Source organism: Nonomuraea ceibae, from assembly GCF_019396325.1.
Lineage (GTDB): Bacteria > Actinomycetota > Actinomycetes > Streptosporangiales > Streptosporangiaceae > Nonomuraea > Nonomuraea ceibae.
The window spans coordinates 1-19,801 of sequence record NZ_JAHKRO010000152.1 but is presented as its reverse complement, the minus strand read 5'-3'; the positions used below and the strand labels follow the sequence as shown (position 1 = coordinate 19,801).

Sequence of the window (19,801 nt, the reverse complement as noted above, 5' to 3'; positions counted from 1 at the left end):
CGCTACCCCACCGGCACGGCGGCCGCCGAGGCGGAAGCGGAGGCGACCCGGGCCGCCCGGGCCGAGCCCGCCGGGCGGCCGGGCGCGGGCGGGGTGCGGCCGCGGCGGCGGGCGGTGCGGACGTTCGCGCGGCAGCTCGTGGTGCTCGTGCTGCGGCAGGTCGCGTTGCTGGTCGCACGCGGCGCGTCGCGCAACCGGGGGGATGACGACCGGAAGGCGGCCGAGTGGGCGCGCCGGGCGGCGGTGGCGCTGATGCCGCTGCTGATCGCCGCCGGGTCGGCGGCCCTGGCCGGGCTCGTGGCGGGGGAGTCGGGGCTCGGCGGCGCGGCGGCGCCGACGGCGCTGAGCCTGCTGACCACGCTCTGCGTGCTCAGCGGCCAGGCGCTCACCTACAGCGAGATCGTCGCGGACTACCCGATCATCCGCAGAGAGCGCCGCACCGGGACGCCGGCCCTGGCCGTGATGCTGTCGCGCTGGCTCGTCCACGCGGTGGTCGCCGTGGCGCAGGCGGTGCTGATCACCGTGGTGTTCCTCCAGGTGCGAACCGGGCCCGCGCACTCGCTGGCGTTCGGCCCGGCGGTGGAGCTGGCCGTGAACCTGGCGGCTCTGACCGTGGCGTCGATGTCGCTGGGCCTGCTCATCTCGGTGGCGGCCCGGCGGCTGGAGCAGGCCGTCGCCCTGGTGACCGCCACCTCGATCGCGCAAATCGCGCTGAACGGCGTCACAGCCGACCTGTCCGGCAATGCGCTGCTCACCACCGTGGCCGCGCTCCTGCCCGACCGCTGGGGGCTGGCGGCCGCGGCGTCCTCGCTCGGCCTGCGCGAGCTGGGCGCGCCCGGCACCCCGGCCGACGCGCTGTGGCGGCACGACCTCGACCAGTGGCTGTTCGACCTGGCCGCGCTCGGGGTCGTGACGTTCGCCTGTTTCGCCGGGGCCACGTTCTGGCTGTCCCGGCGCCTCACCAAGAGTCACTGACGGGAGACAAGCATCCATGTTGTGGACGGGCATCTGGCTGATCGTCTGCGTGGCGGCCGGAGCGCTGATCCTCGCCATCCGCCACGCGGTCAAGCGGCGCGCCGCCTCCGGCGGGGGCGGCGGCCAGGAGTCGCCGTTCTGGACCTGGACGGAGCGGTGCGGCTGGCTCGCCGGCATCGTGTCGATGTTCGCCGCGCTGTGGCCGCTGGTGGCCTCCGCCCTGGCCACCACGGCGTCCGGCACGCCCGCGCCGTCGGCGGCGGCCACGCAGCCGGCGGTGGTCGCGGCCAGCGACGGCTACGTGCTGCGGCCGTGCTCGTGGACGATGGTGTGCAACGACGGCGACAAGGTGGACCTCGACACGGGCAAGCCCGGCCACGGCGGCTCCGACATCCTGGTGGGCCCCGCCAGGGAGGGCGGCCCGGCCGAGGTCATCCTGGAGGACGACCACGTCCACGGCTCCGACTCGACGGCCCGCTACGTGATCGCCCCGGCGACCGCCGCCTCCGCCGCCGACTGCGCGAACCTGCTCGCGCACCAGAAGTACCGGCGGCCGGAGCTCGGCCTGGAGGACCTGGGGCAGGGCGCCAAGGTCTGCGCCGAGACGACGGAGAAGCACGTGGCGCTGGTGACCGTCATGCGGGTCTCGTACGAGCCGGTCGAGCTGGAGATCGCGTTCACCACGTGGAAGCCCTGACGCCGGGGGCGTACGGATCGCGTCAATAAACCCGCGCTGGGCGTACAGAAGTCGTCAAGATCGGCCGAATCGCTCTATTTCGGGATTTTGCTGGGTCGTGAACCGCTCTTCCCGAGCGGTTGACACAGCAACCGGAGTTGAGGAGCAGGGATGGCCGACGTCGTCTTCGTCGCCCTGACGATCGCGATCTTCGTGGTCTTCGGGCTTGTCGTGCGGGCGGTGGAGCGCCTGTGAGCGCGATCAACGCCATCGGTCTCGGGGTCGTCGTGGTCCTGGTCGCCTTCATGGTCATGGCCCTGCTGTTCCCGGAGCGGTTCTGATGAGCGCGACAGCCGCGGGGGCGCTCTTCGTCGTCTCCCTCGTCGTCGCGCTGGCCCTGGTGCACCGGCCGCTCGGCGACTACATGCACCGCGTCTACACCGGCGCCAGGCACAACGCCGCCGAGCGGGTCCTCTACCGGCTGCTCGGCGTGCGCGCCGACGCCGAGCAGGGCTGGGCGGTCTACGCACGCAGCCTGCTCGCGTTCTCGCTGGTCTCCCTGCTCGTCGTGTACGGGTTGCAGCGCCTCCAGGACAGGCTGCCGCTGAGCCTGGGCATGGAGCCCGTCACCGACCACATCGCGTGGAACACCGCGGTCAGCTTCGTCACGAACACGAACTGGCAGGCGTACTCGGGCGAGTCCACGATGGGCCACCTGGTCCAGATGGCGGCCCTGGCGGTGCAGAACTTCGTGTCGGCGTCCGTCGGCATGGCGGTGGCGGTCGCGCTGGTGCGCGGGTTCGCCCGCCGCAAGGCCGAGACGATCGGCAACTTCTGGGTCGACCTGGTGCGCGGCTGTGTGCGCATCCTGCTGCCGATCGCGTTCGCCGGCGCGCTGGTGCTGGTCTCGGGCGGCCTGGTGCAGAACTTCGCTGCCCCGCACGAGGTGACGACGCTGACCGGCGGCGTGCAGCACATCACCGGCGGCCCGGTCGCCTCCCAGGAGGTCATCAAGGAGCTGGGCACGAACGGCGGCGGCTTCTACAACGCCAACTCCTCCCACCCCTTCGAGAACGCGACGAGCTGGACGAACTGGTTCGAGATCTTCCTGATCCTGCTCATCCCGTTCGCGCTGCCGCGCACGTTCGGCAGGATGGTGGGCCAGCTCCGGCAGGGCCGGGCGATCCTCGCGGTGATGGGCGTGCTCGCGCTGGCCGGCGTCGTGCTCACCAACGTGTTCGAGCTGAGCGGCGACGCGACGGTCCCGCAGGCGGCCGGGGCGGCGCTGGAGGGCAAGGAGCTGCGCTTCGGCGTCTCCGGCTCGGCGACCTTCGCCGCGGCGACGACCCTCACCAGCACCGGCGCGGTCAACTCCTTCCACGACTCCTACACGCCGCTGGGCGGGATGATGCCGCTGGTCAACATGATGCTCGGCGAGGTCGCCCCGGGCGGCGTCGGCGCGGGCCTGTACGGGATGCTCGTGCTGGCGGTGATCACCGTGTTCGTGGCCGGGCTGATGGTCGGCCGCACGCCCGAGTATCTCGGCAAGAAGATCGGCGCCCGCGAGATCAAGCTCGCCTCGCTGTACTTCCTGGTCACCCCGATGCTGGTGCTGACCGGCACCGCGCTCGCGATGGGCTCGGCCGAACAGCGCGCGGGCATGCTCAACAGCGGCCCGCACGGCCTCACCGAGGTCCTGTACGCCTTCACCAGCGCCTCCAACAACAACGGCTCGGCCTTCGCCGGACTCACGGTCAGCACGCCCTGGTACGACGTGGCGCTCGGCCTGTGCATGATTCTCGGCCGGTTCCTGTCGATCATCCTGGTGCTGGCGCTGGCCGGCTCGCTGGCCCGGCAGTCGTCCGTCCCCGAGGGCGCGGGCACGCTGCCGACGCACCGGCCGCAGTTCGTCGGCCTGGTCGTCGGCGTGACCGTCGTCCTGGTCGCCCTCACCTTCCTCCCGGCGCTCGCGCTCGGCCCGCTCGCAGAAGGACTGTCCTGACATGTCGCCACTCGCGTCGTTGCCTGACGCGCTGAAGAAGCTCAACCCCGCCACGCTGTGGCGCAACCCGGTGATGCTCATCGTGGAGATCGGCGCGGCGTTCACCACCGTGCTGGCCGTGCTCGACCCGTCGGTGTTCGCCTGGGCGATCGTGGCGTGGCTGTGGCTGACCGTGATCTTCGCGAACCTGGCCGAGGCCGTCGCCGAGGGACGCGGCAAGGCCCAGGCCGCCACGCTGCGCAAGGCCAGGACCGACACCCGGGCGCGCCGCCTGACCAGCCGCGGGTCCGGCGAGTGGACCGAGGTCGGCGCCCCCGAACTGCGCCAGGGCGACCTCGTCGTGGTCGAGGCCGGGGAGATCATCCCCGGTGACGGCGACGTGGTCGAGGGCGTCGCCTCGGTGGACGAGTCGGCCATCACCGGTGAGTCCGCGCCCGTCATCCGCGAGTCCGGCGGCGACCGGTCGGCGGTGACCGGCGGCACGAAGGTGCTGTCCGACCGGATCGTAGTCCGGATCACCCAGAAGCCCGGCGAGAGCTTCATCGACCGGATGATCGGCCTGGTCGAGGGCGCGAACCGGCAGAAGACGCCCAACGAGATCGCGCTCAACATCCTGCTCGCCGCGCTGACGATCATCTTCCTGGTCGCGACCGTGACCATGCAGCCGCTCGCCGTGTACGCCAAGCTCGTCAACCCGGGCGTGCCCGACTCGCTCGCGCTGGACGCCGACGGCGTCACCGGCATCGTGCTGGTCTCGCTGCTCGTCTGCCTGATCCCGACCACGATCGGCGCACTGCTGTCGGCCATCGGCATCGCCGGGATGGACCGCCTGGTGCAGCGCAACGTGCTGGCCATGTCCGGCCGGGCGGTCGAGGCGGCGGGCGACGTGTCCACGCTGCTGCTGGACAAGACCGGCACGATCACCCTGGGCAACCGGCAGGCCGGCGAGTTCGTCCCCGTCTCCGGGGTCACCGAGCAGCAGCTCGCGGAGGCGGCCCAGCTCTCCAGCCTGGCCGACGAGACCCCCGAGGGCCGTTCCGTCGTGGTGCACGCCAAGGAGGTGTACGGGCTGCGCGAACGCGAGGTGGCCGACGCCGAATGGGTGCGGTTCACCGCGCAGACCCGGATGTCCGGCGTCAACGTGGGCGGGCGCGAGATCCGCAAGGGCGCCGCCACGGCGGTGATGAAGTGGGTGCGCGACGCCGGCGGCCACCCCACGGAGGAGGTCGGCCACCTGGTGGACGGCATCTCCGCCTCCGGCGGCACCCCGCTCGTCGTGGCCGAGAAGGGCCGGGTGCTCGGCGTCATCCACCTCAAGGACGTGGTCAAGCCGGGCATGCGCGAGCGGTTCGACGAGATGCGCCGGATGGGCATCCGCACCGTCATGATCACCGGCGACAACCCGCTGACGGCCAGGGCCATCGCCGACGAGGCCGGGGTGGACGACTTCCTGGCCGAGGCCACCCCCGAGGACAAGCTGGCGCTGATCAAACGGGAGCAGGAGGGCGGCCGGCTCGTCGCGATGACCGGCGACGGCACCAACGACGCCCCCGCCCTGGCCCAGGCGGACGTCGGCGTCGCCATGAACACCGGCACCAGCGCGGCCAAAGAGGCCGGCAACATGGTCGACCTGGACTCCGACCCCACCAAGCTCATCGAGATCGTCGAGATCGGCAAGCAACTGCTCATCACGCGCGGCGCGCTGACCACGTTCTCGATCGCCAACGACCTCGCGAAGTACTTCGCGATCATCCCGGCGATGTTCGCGGCCGTCTACCCGGGCCTCGACACGCTCAACATCATGCGCCTGGCCAGCCCCCAGTCGGCGATCCTGTCAGCGGTGGTGTTCAACGCGCTCGTCATCGTCGCGCTGATCCCGCTGGCTCTCAGGGGCGTCCGATACCGTCCGTCCAGCGCGTCCAAGCTGCTCAGCCGCAACCTGTACGTCTACGGCCTGGGCGGCGTCGTCGCGCCGTTCGCCGGCATCAAGCTCATCGACCTGCTCGTCCAGTTCCTTCCGGGGATGTCGTAAATGGAACGTCTGCCCAGCCGGCTCCGCCGGTATGTCGCCGCGATCCGGGCGGTCGCCGTCCTGACCGTGCTGCTCGGCCTGGTCTACCCGCTGGTCACCACCGGCGTCGCCCAGGCGCTGTTCGACGACCACGCCGACGGCTCGCTCGTGCTGGCCGGGGGCAGGGAGGTGGGCAGCGCGCTCATCGGCCAGTCCTTCACCGGCCCGGACGGCGAGCCCGTCAGGAAGTACTTCCAGTCCAGGCCGTCGGCCGCCGGCTACGACCCGACCGCGACCGGCGCGAGCAACCTCGGCCCCGAGGACGTCGTCGACACGCTGCCCACGCCCGGCGAGGAGGGCCGCCAGTCGCTGCTCACCCAGGTCTGCGCCCGCTCCAAGGCCGTCGGTGAGCTCGAAGGCGTCAGCGGCGCCCGCCCGTACTGCACGCCGGACGGGGTCGGCGCGGTGCTGAAGGTCTTCCCCGGCCGCGCCGTCAGCGTCAACCAGCCCTGCCCGGCCACCCCGTTCACCGCCTCCTACCGGGGGCTGAAGGTCGAGTGCGCCACGCCCGGCGAGGATTACGCGGCAGGCCGTACCGTGCCCGTCAGGGGAGCGGCTGGCCCGCCCGCCGTGCCCGCCGACGCGGTCACCGCCAGTGGCTCCGGCCTCGACCCGCACATCTCCGTCGCCTACGCCCGCCTCCAGGCGGCGCGCGTGGCCGGGGAGCGCGGCCTCGACCGGGCCGCCGTCGAACGGCTCATCGACCAGCACACCACCGGCCGGGCGCTCGGCTTCATGGGCGAGCCGGCGGTGAACGTGCTCGAACTGAACCTGGCCCTCGACCGGTCATGAGCAGCCGAGGCCGCCTGCGCGTCTACCTCGGGGCGGCGCCCGGGGTGGGCAAGACGTACGCGATGCTCGGCGAGGGCCGCCGCGCCCTGCAGCGCGGCCGGGACGTGGTCGTGGGGCTCGTCGAGACCCACGGCCGCCCCCGCACCGCCGCCCTCCTGGAGGGCATGGAGGTGATCCCGCGCCGGACGCTGACGCACCGGGGCGCCACCTTCACCGAGCTGGACACCGAGGCCGTGATCGCCCGCGCACCCAAGGTGGCGCTGATCGACGAGCTGGCCCACACCAACGTGCCCGGTTCCCGGAACGTCAAGCGCTGGCAGGACATCGACGAGATCCTCGACGCGGGCATCGACGTGATCTCCACGGTGAACGTCCAGCACCTGGAGTCGGTCAACGACGTGGTGCGGGAGATCACCGGCGTGCCGCAGCGCGAGACCGTCCCCGACGAGGTGGTGCGCCGCGCCGACCAGGTCGAGCTGGTCGACATGTCGCCCGAGGCGCTGCGCCGCCGCATGGCCCACGGCAACGTGTACGCGCCCGAGAAGGTCGACGCGGCGATGGCCAACTACTTCCGCGTCGGCAACCTGACCGCGCTGCGCGAGCTGGCCCTGCTGTGGGTGGCCGGGAAGGTCGACGACCAGCTCGACCGTTACCGCGCCGACCACGGCATCGCCGGCACGTGGGAGACCCGCGAGCGCGTGGTCGTCGCGCTGACCGGCGGCCCCGAGGGCGACACGCTGGTGCGCCGGGCGGCCCGCATCGCCGCCCGCAGCAAGGGCGCCGACCTGCTGGCCGTGCACGTCACCAGAGCCGACGGCCTGGCCGGGGCCGACCCCGCCAGCCTGGCGCGGCAGCGCACGCTGGTCGAGAGCCTGGGCGGCACCTACCACCAGGTGGTCGGCGACGACGTGCCGCGCGCGCTGCTCGACTTCGCCCGCGGCGTCAACGCCACGCAGCTCGTCCTCGGCGCCTCCCGGCGGGGCCGGTTCGCGCAGGTGCTCTCGCGCGGCGTCGGCGTCGAGACCACCGCCCGGTCCGGCTCCATCGACGTCCACATGATCACGCACGAGGAGGCCAAGAGGGGGCGCCGCAGGCCGGTCCGCTCGCGGACCGCGCTCACCCGCGCGCGGCAGCTCACCGGCTGGGCGCTGGCCGTGGCCGGGATGCCGCTGCTGACGTTCACGCTGTCGGCCTTCCGCGACGTGCTGTCGCTGACCAGCGAGATCCTGTTCTTCCTCTGCCTGACCGTCGGCGTCGCGCTGGCCGGCGGCATGTGGCCGGCGATCACCGCGGCGGTGGGCGGATCGCTGCTGCTCAACTGGTTCTTCACCCCGCCCACCGGCGAGTTCACCATCCACGACCCGGAGAACCTGTTCGCGCTGGCCGTGTTCGTGCTGGTGGCCGTCGCGGTGAGCACGATCGTGGACATCGCGGCCCGGCGCACCCGCCAGGCCGCCCGCGCCAGCGCCGACGCCGAGCTGCTGTCCACGCTGGCCGGGCACGTGCTGCGCGGCGAGGCGGCCGTGCCGTCGCTGCTGGAACGGATGCGCGAGGCGTTCGGCCTCACCACGGTCACCCTGCTCGAACGGCAGCCCGGCGCCGCCCGCGCGCCCGACCACCAGGACGACCCGGACGCCTGGCGCATCGTCGCCTCCACCGGCGGCGCCCCCGCCACCTGCCCCGGCCGCGCCGACACCGACGTGGTCGTCGACGACGACCTGATCGTGGCCGCCCGGGGCGGCCCGCTGGAGGCCGCCGACCGCGCGGTCCTGGAGGCCTTCGCCGCCGAGACCGCCGTCGCGCTGCGCCAGCAACGCCTCCAGGAGGCCGCCGAACGGGCCCGCCCGCTCGCCGAGGCCGACAGGATGCGCACCGCGCTGCTCGCCGCCGTCAGCCATGACCTGCGCACGCCGCTCGCCTCCGCCAAGGCCGCCGTCGAGAGCCTGGCCAACACCGAGATCGCCTGGAGCGACGCCGACCGCGCCGAACTGCTCGCCACCGCCGCCGAATCCCTCGACAGGCTCGCCCGCCTGGTGGACAACCTGCTCGACATGAGCCGCCTGCAAGCCGGCGTCCTCGGCGTGCACCAGCAGCCGACCGCCGTGCAGGAGATCCTCCCGCGAGCCGTCGACGACCTCGGCCCGCTGCGCGACCGCGTCGACGCCGACCTCCCGCCCGGCCTGCCCGACATCCTCGCCGACCCGGCCCTGCTGGAGCGCGTCCTGGCCAACCTCATGGCCAACGCCGTACGCTTCAGCCCGCCGGGAGAGCGCGTCACCGTCTCCGCCAGCGGGCACGGCGACCGGGTCGAGATCCGCGTCGTCGACCGGGGCCCCGGCATCCCGCCGGAGGCGCACGACCGGGTCTTCCAGCCGTTCCAGCGGCTCGGCGACCGCGACAACCACTCCGGCGTCGGGCTCGGCCTGGCCCTCTCGCGCGGCCTCACCGAGGCGATGGGCGGCACCCTCGTACCGGAGGAGACGCCGGGAGGCGGCCTGACCATGACCGTCACCCTGTCCATCTGCTAGCCTCCCGCGCATGGCCTCGTTCACCAAGTAACTCCAGGCGCGCCCCACCGCGGCGCGACAGGTGCCCGTTCCTTCTTTTCGGCTCTCGTCCGTGACGAGCGCCTGGCCTGGAGTTCCCTTCAACATGGCTTTCGTTCAGGAGCCTGACCGCGCCCTCGGCCGGTCCTGGCTCGTCCTTTCCCTGCTCTCCCTCCTGCAGTTCCTCATCGCCGTCGACGTCACCGTGGTCAACGTGGCGCTGCCGTCCATCGGCGGGGAGTTCGGCGCCGACGCCGCTGCCCTCGCCTGGGTCGTCAACGGATACGCGCTGGTCGGCGGCGGGCTGCTGCTGTTCGGCGGGCGGATCGCCGACCTGCTCGGCCGCCGCCGGCTGTTCCTGGCCGGCGCCGCGGTCTTCGGGGTGGCGTCGCTGGCCGCCGGGCTCGCCCCCACCCTGGAGACGCTCGTCCTCGCCCGATTCGGGCAGGGCGTGGGCGAGGCGCTGGCCTCACCCGCCGCGATGTCGCTGATCGCGCTGCTGTTCACCGAACCCGCCGAACGCGCCAAGGCGCTCGGCGTGTGGGGCGCGATCTCCGGCAGCGGGCTCGCGGTCGGCGTCCTGCTCTCCGGGGTGCTCACCGAGCTGCTGCACTGGCGGTGGATCTTCTTCGTGAACGTGCCGCTCGCGCTCGTGGTGGTGCTGGTGACGCCGCTCCTGGTGCGCGGCGACGGCCCCCGCGCGGGCGGGCGGCTGGACCTGCCGGGGGCCGCGCTCCTCACGTTCGGTCCCGTCGCCCTGGTGTACGGCATCCTGCGGGCCGCCCATCACCCGTGGACCGACCCCGGGGTCCTGGTCCCGCTCGGCGCCGGGGCGCTCGCGCTGGGCCTGTTCGTCCTGGTGGAGGCCAGGACCCGGGAGCCGTTGGTGCCGCTCGGCTTCTTCACCGACCGCACCAGGGCCGTCGCGAACGCGGCGACCGTGCTGCTCAGCGCCGCGCTGTCGACCACGTTCTTCCTGGCCACCCTCTACCTGCAGAACGTGCTCGGGCTGAGCCCGCTGCAGTCCGGGCTGGCGTTTCTGCCATTCTGCGCCGCGCTGCTGCTGGCCGTCACGCGGGTGGCCGGGCTCATCCGGGTGCTCGGCATGAAGCACACCGCGATCGCCGGGCTGCTGTGCACGGCGGCCGGGGTGGGCTGGCTGGCCCGGCTGCCGGTCGACGGCCGGCTGTGGATCGACGTGGTGCCCGGCATGGTCGCCGTCGCGGCCGGGATGGCGATCGGGCTGATCGCATTGCAGAACGCCGCCCTGCACGGGGTCACCGAGGCGGACGCCGGGGTCGCCTCCGGCGTGCAGCGCTCGGTGGACCAGCTCGGCGGCGCGTTCGGCCTGGCCGTCCTGGTCGGCGCCGCCGCCTCCGTCACGGCGGACGCGCCGGGCGGCCCGGAGGCGCTGGTCGCCGGCTACCGGACCGCGTTCGGCTACGCCCTGATCGGCGTCCTCACCGCCGCCGCGGGCATGGCCCTGGCGGCCCGCAACGACCGCCGCCCGTCCTGACAACCCGGGACTGACGGGCCCGCCCTCTCGGTGCCCCCGCCTCTGACGGCTTAGGCCCCTGACGGGGCCTGCCCCCCGAAGGGGCTCTTGCCCCCTCGACGGCCCCGCCCCTGACGCGGTTCTGCCCCAGAGCGGGTCCCCCGGTGGGGGCGGGGTCATGACAGGCGGCAGGTGGCCATCGGGGTGTACGGGTTGGACGGTTGCTCGCCGACGGCGTTGGAGTAGGCGGGGTACTTCCACGCGCACAGCGTCGTCGGCGAGATCTCGTGGTCGCTGCCCTGGCACTTCATGCCCTGCCACCCGGCCATGTACGAGATCCCCTTGTAGCCCTGCTCCTTGCAGTAGGCCGTGGCGTCGTTCCAGCTGACCTGGCCGGTGGAGGGGGCGGGCGCCGGCGGGCGGGTGGTCTCCTGGTCCGCCGGGGTCTTGGGGGTCGTCGACTGGTGGGTGACCTTCGGGGTCGGCTTGGCCGTCTTCGGGGCGGTGGTGGGCTTGCGGCTGCTCGGCGGGTCGGGGTCGGGGTCCGCGGGCGGGGCCGTGGAGGCCCTGCGGGGCACCTTGGTCGGGGTGGCCGCGGAGCTCTTGGCGAGGTCGGAGACGTCGCCCTGCATCGCGGTGATCGACGGCAGGTGCGTCGTGGGCGGCGTCGTGGGCGGCGGCGGGCTGCCGGTGGGGGTGCCGGGCGTGCCGGTGACCGAGGACGTCGGGGCCGCCGCCTGCTGCTGGGCGGTGGCGGGCGCCAGCGCGTAGAAGCCGACCCCGGCCGCCACGCCCAGCGCGCCCGCGACCGAGGCGGCGACGACCGCGCGCCGCCGCGCCGGCTTCCTGGCGTTCTTCGCCGAAACCGGGGCGTGCTGCCAGGCGGGCGGGGGCAGCGCGCGGAGCCGTTCGACCACCTGGGCGGCGGTGGGCCGCTTGGCGGGGTCCTTGGACAGGCACTCGCGCAGCAGCCGGGCGAAGCGCACCTCCAGCCCGTCGAGGTCGGGCTCGGAGTTGAGGACCGCGTGCAGGGTGGCGGGGATGGTGTCGCCGCCGAACGCCCGGCTGCCCGTGGCCGCGTAGTGCATGGTCGCGGCCCAGGTGAACAGGTCGGCGGGCGGCCCCACCTCGCGGCCGGCGATCTGCTCGGGCGCCATGTAGGCGGGGCTGCCGATCGGCTGGCTGGTGACGACCGACTGGCTCAGGTCCAGCGCCTTGGCGATCCCGAAGTCGATCACCACGGGACCGTCGGGGCCGAGCAGCACGTTGCCCGGCTTGAAGTCGCGGTGCACGACCCCGGCCGCGTGGATGGCGGCCAGCGCGGTCGCCGTGTTGATCGCCAGCCGTTGCAGCGCCGCCGCGCCGCGCGGCCCGCTCGCCCGGACGGACTCCTGCAGCGACGGCCCGTCCACGAACTCGCTGACGATGTACGGCCTGCTCCCGGCGAACCCGGAGTCGAGCATCTGGGCGGTGCAGAACGGCGCGACCCGCTTGGCGGTCTCCACCTCGCGCAGGAAGCGCACGCGCGCCTCTTCGTCGGCGATCAGGTACGGGTGCAGCAGCTTGACGGCGACCCGTTCGCCCTCGGGGCCGCGGGCCGCGTACACGGCGCCCTGGCCGCCCGCCCCGAGCCGTCCTTCGAGCTGGTAGGGCCCGACCGTGCGCGGGTCGTCGGGGAGGAGGTTCAGCGGCTCGGGCACCGGGCCTCCTCGCAGCCGCGCCGACCGGCGCTCAGGGCGCGGTCCCCGGGACGGTGATCGGCCGGCCGGGTGGGAGCTGGGCGACCAGTCCCTCGGCGGTCGCGGTGATCATCAGCACGAAGTAGTCCTCCGGGGTGTGTGCGGGGATGCCTGCCGCGGCCTGCCGCAGCAGGTCGGACCCGGCGATCGCGGCCATCGCCTCGTCGGCGGCCGGGGATTCGAGAAGGGCCGCCCGCTCCTGCTCGCCCACGGTGACGCCGAGCGTGATGGTGGCGATCGCCGAGCTGAGCACGGTGGCGGCGGCCGGGTCGTAGCCGCGCCTGCCCAGGGCGGCGATCTGGTGCTCCAGCAGCCGGACGCCGGAGGCGCCGCGCGGGAACAGCCGCTGGAAGTAGAGGGCGGTGCCCGGGTGTTCGAGCGTGAAGCGGCGCAGCTGTGAGGCGAAGCTGACCAGGTGGGCGGCGGCCGGCTCGGCGGGGTCGTCGACCAGCTCCAGCTTGGCCAGGATGGCCTCGCCGACCAGGCTCTCCAGGGCCGAACGGCTGGGCACGTGCCGGTAGACGGCCGCGGTCGTGACGCCGAGCGCGTCGGCGACCTTCTGCATGGTCAGCTCGACCAGGCCGATGCGCATCCCGGCTTCGACCACGTCGTCCAGCGTGAACATGGCCGTCCGCCCGCCGGTCCGCATCGCCGCCTTCCCCCCTGGTTACGGGGCCTAACTTAGAAGAACGATCACAGGGCCGCAAGCCCGGCAAATGCCTTTGCGGGGTCGCCGTCCCGGTTGTTACCGTGGAGACATGCAGTATCTGTACTTCCTCTGAGAGTGACGGCCTCAGCCCCCGCCCTGCGGGCGCGGCTGAGCCTTCCGCCGTCATCTCACCTTTTCCCGGATCGCCACCCGGCCTCTTCGGCGTGCCCGCGATCCGGTTCTCCGGAGGAAGTATGTTCACCGACACCACTGTGTCGTCCACCCGTGCGCGGGCCCACCTCAACGCCGTCGATCTGCATCTGGCCCGTGGCGGCCGTCCCGTACTCGCCGGGGTCGATCTGACCGTCTCCGCCGGAGACCGGCTGGGGGTGGTCGGCGAGAACGGGCGCGGGAAGACCACCCTGCTGCAGGTGCTCGCCGGGACCCTGGCGCCCGACAGCGGCACCGTGCACCGCGCCGGCACGATCGGCGTCGCCGACCAGGAGATGCCCGTCGACGGCGACCGCACCGTCGGCGATCTGATCGATCTGGAGCTGGCCCAGGTGCGGGCCGTGCTGCACGCGTTCGAGACGGCGACGGCGGCGCTCGCCGAGCAGCGCCCCGGCGCCGACGAGGAGTACGCGGCGGCGCTCGCCGCGGCCGAGTCCATCGACGCGTGGGACGCCGACCGCCGCGTCGACGTCTCGCTCGCCGCCCTGGACGCGGTCGCCGACCGCGACCGGCCGCTCGCCGGCCTGTCCGTGGGGCAGCGCTACCGGATCCGGCTGGCGTGCCTGCTCGGCTCCCGCTACGACCTGCTGCTGCTGGACGAGCCGACGAACCACCTCGACGCGGCGGGGCTGGAACACCTGACGGCGCGGCTGCGCGAGCACCCGGGCGGCGTGGTGCTCGTCAGCCACGACCGGGCGCTGCTGGCCGACGTCGCCACGGCCGTGCTCGACCTCGACCCGACCCGCGACGGCCGCCCCCGCGTCTACGGCGGCGGCTACGCCGGCTACCGCGAGGGCAGCCGCGCCGAGCGGGAGCGCTGGGAGAGCGAGTACCGCGACCAGCAGGAGGAGCGCAGGAAGCTGGCCCAGGACCTGTCCGCGGCCCAGAACCGGCTGTCCACCGGGTGGCGCCCGGAGAAGGGCACGGGCAAGCACACCCGCGCCACCCGGGCGCCCGCCCTGGTGCGGGCCGTGCACCGGCGGCAGGAGGACCTGGAGGCGCACGTCCTGGACGTGCCGCAGCCGCCGCTGCGCTTCCATCCGCCGGTCCTCGGCGGCCCGGCGGGCGCGACGCTGCTGCGGGCCGACGACGTGACGGTGCCGGGCAGGCTCGACGAGCCGTGCTCGGTGCTGCTGCGCGCCGGTGACCGGCTGCTGGTCACCGGGCCCAACGGCTGCGGCAAGTCCACCCTGCTCGCCGTGCTCGCGGGCGCGCTCGACCCGGTGACAGGCGGCGTGCAGCACAAGCGCGGCGTCCGGATCGGGCTGCTCGCCCAGGAGCCGCCGCCGCCGTCCCGCCGCCGCGCCTTCGAGGTGTACGAGACGGCCGCCGCGGCGTCGGGGGAGCGGGTCGGGCTGTCGCAGCTCGGCCTGCTGCCGCCCGCCGCCACGCACCAGCCGGTGAGCGAGCTGTCTCTCGGCCAGCGGCGGCGGCTGGACCTGGCCGTGCTGCTGGCCGCCCGGCCGCACGTCCTGCTGCTGGACGAGCCGACCAACCACCTGTCGATGACGCTGGTGGAGGAGCTGACCGAGGCCCTGGCGGCCACGGGCGCGGCCGTGGTGATGGCCACGCACGACCGGCAGCTGCTCCGTGACACGGCGGGCTGGCCCAGGCTCCAGCTCTGACCGCACCACCCGGAGGGGCGCTCGCCACGAGGCGGGCGCCCCTCCGGCGTTCCACGGCCCACTTGGCAAACCCCTAGGGGGTATGTTACGTTCCCTCGCGCAGATACCCCACAGGGGTATCCAGAGTGTCAGGAGAGCGGTTATGAATGCCGTCAACCCGCGCAGGTGGTGGGCGCTCGTCGTGCTCGCCGCCGCGCAGTTCATGGTCATCATGGACACGTCGATCATCGGGGTCGCGCTGCCCGACATGCAGCGTGACCTCGGCTTCTCCCAGGGCGACCTGCAGTGGGTGTTCAACGCCTACGTGATCGCCTTCGGCGGCCTGCTGCTTCTCGGCGGCCGTCTGTCGGACCTGCTGGGCGCCCGCAAGGTGTTCGCCGCCGGATGGGTCGTGCTGACCGCCGGATCGGTGGTCGCCGCCTTCGCGGGCAGCGCGTGGGTGGAGATCCTCGGCCGCGCCGTTCAGGGCGTCGGCGGGGCGCTCATCGCGCCGGCCGCGATGACCCTGCTCATGATGCTGTTCGGGCACAACCCGCGCGAGCTGGGCAAGGCCATGGCGCTGTACGGCGCCGCCGCGCCGGCCGGCGGCACCGCCGGGGTGTTCCTCGGCGGCGTGATCACCGAATACCTGAGCTGGCCGTGGGTGTTCATCGTGTACATCCCGATCGGCCTGCTCACGCTGGCCGCCGTCCCCGGGCTGCTGCCGGCGACGCAGGGCAGGCGCGGATCGGTCGACGTGCTCGGCGCGGTCTCCGTCACGGGCGGCATCGCCCTGGCCGTCTACACGATCGTCCGGGCTCCGGAGCAGAGCCTGACCGCCACCCTGGTCCAGGGCGCGGGCGCGGCGGTGCTGCTCGGGCTGTTCCTGCTGGTGCAGCGCTCGGTGCGGCAGCCGCTCATGCCGCTGAGCGTGTGGAAGACGCCGGGCCTGGCCGCCTCGAACCTGGCGATGGCGCTGCTCGGCGCCGCCTGGATCCCGATGTGGTACTTCCTCAACCTCTACCTGCAGCAGGTCCTCGGCTACGGCGCGTTCGCCAGCGGCGCGGCGCTGCTGCCGATGACGGTGGCGGTCATGATCTTCATGATCGGCATCACCGCCCGGCTGCTCGGCCGCTACGGCGCCAAGCCGCTCATCGTGCTCGGCCTGGCCGTCCTCGGCGCCGGGGTGCTCGGGCTGAGCCTGGTCCGCGCGGACGGGGCCTTCGCCACCGACGTGCTGCCCGCCAGCCTGATCGCGGCCGTCGGCATGTCGCTGGCCTACATCCCGGCCATGATGTCCGCGATGTCGGGCGTGCGGCCGGAGGAGAGCGGGCTGGCCTCGGGCATCGTCAACACCACCTACAACGTCGGCTCCGCCGTCGGCCTGGCCGTCATGACGGCCATCGCGACCTCGCAGGGGAGTGCCGACCTGACGGGCGGATTCCAGGCCGCGTTCATCGGCGCGGGCGTCGTCGCCCTCGCGGGCGCGGTGCTCACCGTGGTCTCGATGCGCCGCCCGGCGCGGCAGGAGGTTGCCTCGGAAATACCATAGGGGGGTATAGTGTTGAGAGGGAAGCGGACGTGGAACGGGTCGAAGAGGAGATCGAGATGAGCAGGACCGGGTGTGAGAGGGCGGGCCGCAAGTGAACGCGGCCACCAAGCTGGGCGCCTACGTCCTGGGGCTGGCCGTCGTGTTCGGCGGCGCCCTGGGCGTGGGCAACATGACGGGCCCGGTGGTCGGCGAGCCGCCCGCCGAGCACCACGCCGCCGCGACGAAGCCCACGGAGAGCCACGGCGGCCACCAGGCCGAGCAGACGAAGAACGATACCCCCGGGGGGCTCCAAGTGTCCGAGAAGGGCTACACGCTCAATCCGCTGACCACGCTCAAGGCAGGCAAGAAGGCCGACTTCCGGTTCACCGTGACCGACGCCGGCGGCGAGCCGGTCACCGACTACCAGATCCAGCACGACAAGAAGATGCACTTCATCGTCGTCTCCCGCGACCTCGACACCTTCCAGCACGTGCACCCGGAGATGGCCGCCGACGGAGTCTGGTCGGTGCCGCTCACCCTTGAGTCCGCCGGCGCCTACCGCGCGTTCGCCGACTTCGCCCCGACCGGCGGCGAGGCGCTCACCCTGGGCGCCGACCTGCTCGTCGCGGGCGACCACGAGCCCAAGCCGCTCCCCGAGGAGACGCGCACCTCGACCGTCGACGGCTACGAGGTCAAGCTCGACGGCGACCTGGCCGCCGGCAGCACCGGCAAGCTCACGCTGACCGTCAGCAAGGACGGCAAGCCCGTGACGGACCTGGAACCCTACCTGGGCGCGTATGGTCATCTGGTGGCGCTGCGCGCAGGCGACCTGGCCTACCTGCACGTTCACCCCGACGGCGAGCCGGGCGACGGCAAGACCAAGCCCGGACCCGAGATCGTCTTCTACGCCGAGGCGCCCAGCGCCGGCGGCTACCGGCTCTTCCTCGACTTCCAGCACGAGGGCAAGGTCCGTACGGCCGACTTCACGCTGCGCACCGGCCCGGCGACGGGTGCTCCCACCCCCGACGCCGAGCCCACCGGGCACGGCGAGCACAGTCACTGAACGAGAGAACTGGAGGCAGGGCGATGACGTCTCGCACCGATGACCGGCAGAGCGCGGTCGAACTCTCGATCGGCGGCATGACGTGCGCGTCGTGCGCGAACCGGATCGAGCGCAAGCTCAACAAGCTCGACGGCGTGACCGCGACGGTCAACTACGCGACGGAGAAGGCGAAGGTCACCTTCCCCGAGGGCGTGGACACGCAGTTGCTGATCGCCGAGGTGGAGAAGGCCGGCTACTCGGCCGCGCTGCCCCCGTCCGAGCAGGACGAGGCTGCCGGCGAGGGCGCGGCCGAGCCGCGGGACGACGAGCTGCGCACGCTGCGGCAGCGGCTGATCACCTCCGTGGTGCTGTCGGTCCCGGTGATCGCGATGGCGATGGTGCCGGCGTTGCAGTTCACCTATTGGCAGTGGTTGTCGCTGGTGCTGGCCGCTCCTGTGGTGGTGTACGCGGGCTGGCCGTTCCACAAGGCGGCGTGGACCAACCTGCGGCACGGCGCCGCCACGATGGACACTCTGATCTCGATCGGCACCATCGCGGCGCTGGGCTGGTCGGTGTGGGCGCTGTTCTTCGGCACCGCGGGCGTGCCGGGCATGACGCACCCGTTCGAGTTCACCATCGCGCGCAGCGACGGCTCGGGCAACATCTATCTTGAGGCCGCCGCGGGCGTGACCGCGTTCATCCTGGCGGGCCGCTACTTCGAGTCGCGGTCCAAGCGGCGGGCCGGCGCGGCGCTGCGCGCGCTGCTGGAGCTGGGCGCCAAGGACGTGGAGCTGGCCGACGGCCGCCGCATCCCGACCGCGCAGCTCAAGGTCGGCGACCGGTTCGTGGTCAGGCCCGGCGAGAAGATCGCCACCGACGGCGTGATCGAGGACGGCAGCTCGGCGGTCGACGCCTCCATGCTGACCGGCGAGTCCGTGCCGGTCGAGGTGCGGCCGGGCGACCCGGTGACCGGGGCGACCGTCAACGCGGGCGGCCGGCTGATCGTCCGGGCCACCCGGGTCGGCGCCGACACCCAGCTCGCCCAGATGGCCAAGCTCGTCGAGGACGCGCAGACCGGCAAGGCGCAGGTGCAGCGGCTGGCCGACCGGATCTCCGGCGTGTTCGTGCCCATCGTGATCGCGCTGGCGGTCGGCACGCTGGGCTTCTGGCTCGGCACCGGAGACGGCGTCGGGGCGGCGTTCACCGCCGCGGTCGCGGTGCTGATCATCGCCTGCCCGTGCGCGCTCGGCCTGGCCACCCCCACCGCGCTGCTGGTCGGCACCGGCAGGGGCGCCCAGCTCGGCATCCTGATCAAGGGCCCGGAGGTGCTGGAGTCCACCCGGCGCATCGACACCGTGGTGCTGGACAAGACCGGCACCGTCACCGAGGGCCGGATGACCCTCACCGGCGTCCACGTGGCCGACGGCCAGGACGAGGACGAGGTGCTGCGGCTGGCCGGGGCGCTGGAGCACGCCTCCGAGCACCCGATCGCCCGCGCCATCACCAACGCCGCCCAGGCCAAGGTGGGCGAGCTGCCCGAGGTCGACGGCTTCGCCAACGTCGAAGGGCTCGGCGTCCAGGGCGTCGTCGACGGGCACGCGGTGCTCGTCGGCCGGCCGAGGCTGCTCCAGGAGTGGTCGCAGCACCTGACGCCCGCGCTGGAGCAGGCTCTGCGCGAGGCGCAGGAGGCCGGGCGCACGGCTGTCGCGGTCGGCTGGGACGGCGAGGCCCGCGCGGTCCTGGAGGTGGCCGACGTGGTCAAGCCGACCAGCAAGGAGGCCATCGCCCAGCTGCGCGCGCTCGGGCTGACGCCGGTGCTGCTGACCGGCGACAACCAGGCGGTCGCCCGGACCGTCGCCGCCGAGGTGGGCATCGACGAGGTGATCGCCGAGGTGCTGCCCGCCGACAAGGTGGACGTGGTCAAGCGGCTCCAGGGCGAGGGCAAGGTCGTGGCGATGGTCGGCGACGGGGTCAACGACGCCGCCGCGCTGGCCCAGGCCGATCTCGGCCTGGCGATGGGCACCGGCACCGACGCCGCGATCGAGGCGTCCGACCTGACCCTGGTCCGCGGCGACCTGCGGGTGGCGGCCGACGCCATCCGGCTGTCGCGCCGGACGCTGTCCACGATCAAGGGCAACCTGTTCTGGGCCTTCGCCTACAACGTGGCCGCCCTGCCGCTGGCCGCGCTCGGCCTGCTCAACCCGATGATCGCCGGGGCCGCGATGGCGTTCTCCAGCGTCTTCGTGGTCAGCAACAGCCTGCGCCTGCGCAGCTTCAAGTGATCTCGGGGCGTGACGCGCCGCCGCCGGACGACCTCCGGCGGCGGCGCATTAGCCTGGGATCATGGACGTGACGTGGGGACCGCTCACCCCGGACGACGCGCCGGCCTGGGCGGAGTTCGCCGCCGCCGTCGCGGCGGGCGGCCGCTCCGGTGACCAGGTCAGCGTC

General features: G+C 73.2%; 14 protein-coding genes. 12 read left to right on the top strand and 2 right to left on the bottom strand.

Annotated elements, in window-relative coordinates; translation table 11 throughout:
- From KME80_RS45200 to KME80_RS45165, 8 genes are all read left to right on the top strand, one after another.
- Positions 1 to 975 (top strand): ABC transporter permease (locus KME80_RS45200; RefSeq protein WP_219517944.1); only part of this gene is annotated, 975 nt, incomplete at its 5' end.
- 16 nt (positions 976 to 991) lie between these two features.
- A complete protein-coding gene (locus KME80_RS45195; RefSeq protein ID WP_219517943.1) occupies positions 992 to 1,672 on the top strand; it encodes a hypothetical protein in 681 nt (226 codons plus the stop codon).
- A 230-nt stretch (positions 1,673 to 1,902) separates the two neighbouring features.
- On the top strand, positions 1,903 to 1,992 hold the full coding sequence (locus KME80_RS45190; protein ID WP_219517942.1) for a K(+)-transporting ATPase subunit F: 90 nt from the start codon (positions 1,903 to 1,905) through the stop codon (positions 1,990 to 1,992).
- Positions 1,992 to 3,653: a potassium-transporting ATPase subunit KdpA gene (gene kdpA / locus KME80_RS45185; protein WP_219517941.1), complete on the top strand. Its 1,662-nt coding sequence runs from the start codon at positions 1,992 to 1,994 to the stop codon at positions 3,651 to 3,653. Before KME80_RS45190 ends, kdpA begins: the two co-directional genes overlap by 1 nt.
- A gap of 1 nt (position 3,654) precedes the next feature.
- Entirely contained in the window at positions 3,655 to 5,685 is a 2,031-nt protein-coding gene (kdpB, locus tag KME80_RS45180) for a potassium-transporting ATPase subunit KdpB (protein WP_219517940.1), read from the top strand.
- Positions 5,686 to 6,516 (top strand): potassium-transporting ATPase subunit C, encoded by an 831-nt coding sequence (locus KME80_RS45175; RefSeq protein ID WP_219517939.1) that lies wholly within the window; start codon positions 5,686 to 5,688, stop codon positions 6,514 to 6,516.
- On the top strand, positions 6,513 to 9,044 hold the full coding sequence (locus KME80_RS45170; protein WP_219517938.1) for a DUF4118 domain-containing protein: 2,532 nt from the start codon (positions 6,513 to 6,515) through the stop codon (positions 9,042 to 9,044). The genes KME80_RS45175 and KME80_RS45170 overlap by 4 nt, the downstream gene beginning before the upstream one ends.
- Before the next feature lie 124 nt (positions 9,045 to 9,168).
- On the top strand, positions 9,169 to 10,578 hold the full coding sequence (locus KME80_RS45165; RefSeq protein ID WP_219517937.1) for an MFS transporter: 1,410 nt from the start codon (positions 9,169 to 9,171) through the stop codon (positions 10,576 to 10,578).
- 155 nt (positions 10,579 to 10,733) lie between these two features.
- Here the strand turns inward: KME80_RS45165 and KME80_RS45160 are convergent, their stop codons facing one another.
- Positions 10,734 to 12,257, bottom strand: a complete 1,524-nt coding sequence (locus KME80_RS45160) for a serine/threonine protein kinase (protein WP_219517936.1) — start codon at positions 12,255 to 12,257, stop codon at positions 10,734 to 10,736.
- A gap of 31 nt (positions 12,258 to 12,288) precedes the next feature.
- Positions 12,289 to 12,945: a TetR/AcrR family transcriptional regulator gene (locus KME80_RS45155; RefSeq protein WP_219517934.1), complete on the bottom strand. Its 657-nt coding sequence runs from the start codon at positions 12,943 to 12,945 to the stop codon at positions 12,289 to 12,291.
- A 254-nt stretch (positions 12,946 to 13,199) separates the two neighbouring features.
- Here KME80_RS45155 and KME80_RS45150 point away from each other — a divergent pair, with 254 nt between their 5' ends.
- The 4 genes from KME80_RS45150 to KME80_RS45135 all read left to right on the top strand — a co-directional run bounded on the left by KME80_RS45150 (position 13,200) and on the right by KME80_RS45135 (position 19,635).
- Complete coding sequence (locus tag KME80_RS45150) at positions 13,200 to 14,801, top strand: ABC-F family ATP-binding cassette domain-containing protein (protein WP_219517931.1); 1,602 nt, start codon at positions 13,200 to 13,202, stop codon at positions 14,799 to 14,801.
- 142 nt (positions 14,802 to 14,943) lie between these two features.
- The gene (locus KME80_RS45145) at positions 14,944 to 16,332 is read left to right on the top strand and encodes an MFS transporter (RefSeq protein WP_219517930.1); all 1,389 of its coding nucleotides are present in this window, start codon (positions 14,944 to 14,946) and stop codon (positions 16,330 to 16,332) included.
- 91 nt (positions 16,333 to 16,423) lie between these two features.
- Positions 16,424 to 17,374 (top strand): DUF8832 domain-containing protein, encoded by a 951-nt coding sequence (locus KME80_RS45140; protein WP_219517928.1) that lies wholly within the window; start codon positions 16,424 to 16,426, stop codon positions 17,372 to 17,374.
- Between the two features lie 23 nt (positions 17,375 to 17,397).
- On the top strand, positions 17,398 to 19,635 hold the full coding sequence (locus KME80_RS45135) for a heavy metal translocating P-type ATPase (protein WP_219517926.1): 2,238 nt from the start codon (positions 17,398 to 17,400) through the stop codon (positions 19,633 to 19,635).
- Positions 19,636 to 19,801 lie beyond the last annotated feature (166 nt).

Bases quoted from the DNA above. Each gene is read 5' to 3' on its own strand.
- KME80_RS45195 (WP_219517943.1), top strand. From the start codon at position 992: ATGTTGTGGACGGGCATCTGGCTGATCGTCTGCGTGGCGGCCGGAGCG.
- kdpA (WP_219517941.1), top strand. From the start codon at position 1,992: ATGAGCGCGACAGCCGCGGGGGCGCTCTTCGTCGTCTCCCTCGTCGTC.
- kdpB (WP_219517940.1), top strand. From the start codon at position 3,655: ATGTCGCCACTCGCGTCGTTGCCTGACGCGCTGAAGAAGCTCAACCCC.
- KME80_RS45175 (WP_219517939.1), top strand. From the start codon at position 5,686: ATGGAACGTCTGCCCAGCCGGCTCCGCCGGTATGTCGCCGCGATCCGG.
- KME80_RS45170 (WP_219517938.1), top strand. From the start codon at position 6,513: ATGAGCAGCCGAGGCCGCCTGCGCGTCTACCTCGGGGCGGCGCCCGGG.
- KME80_RS45165 (WP_219517937.1), top strand. From the start codon at position 9,169: ATGGCTTTCGTTCAGGAGCCTGACCGCGCCCTCGGCCGGTCCTGGCTC.
- KME80_RS45155 (WP_219517934.1), bottom strand. From the start codon at position 12,945: ATGCGGACCGGCGGGCGGACGGCCATGTTCACGCTGGACGACGTGGTC.
- KME80_RS45150 (WP_219517931.1), top strand. From the start codon at position 13,200: ATGTTCACCGACACCACTGTGTCGTCCACCCGTGCGCGGGCCCACCTC.
- KME80_RS45145 (WP_219517930.1), top strand. From the start codon at position 14,944: ATGAATGCCGTCAACCCGCGCAGGTGGTGGGCGCTCGTCGTGCTCGCC.
- KME80_RS45135 (WP_219517926.1), top strand. From the start codon at position 17,398: ATGACGTCTCGCACCGATGACCGGCAGAGCGCGGTCGAACTCTCGATC.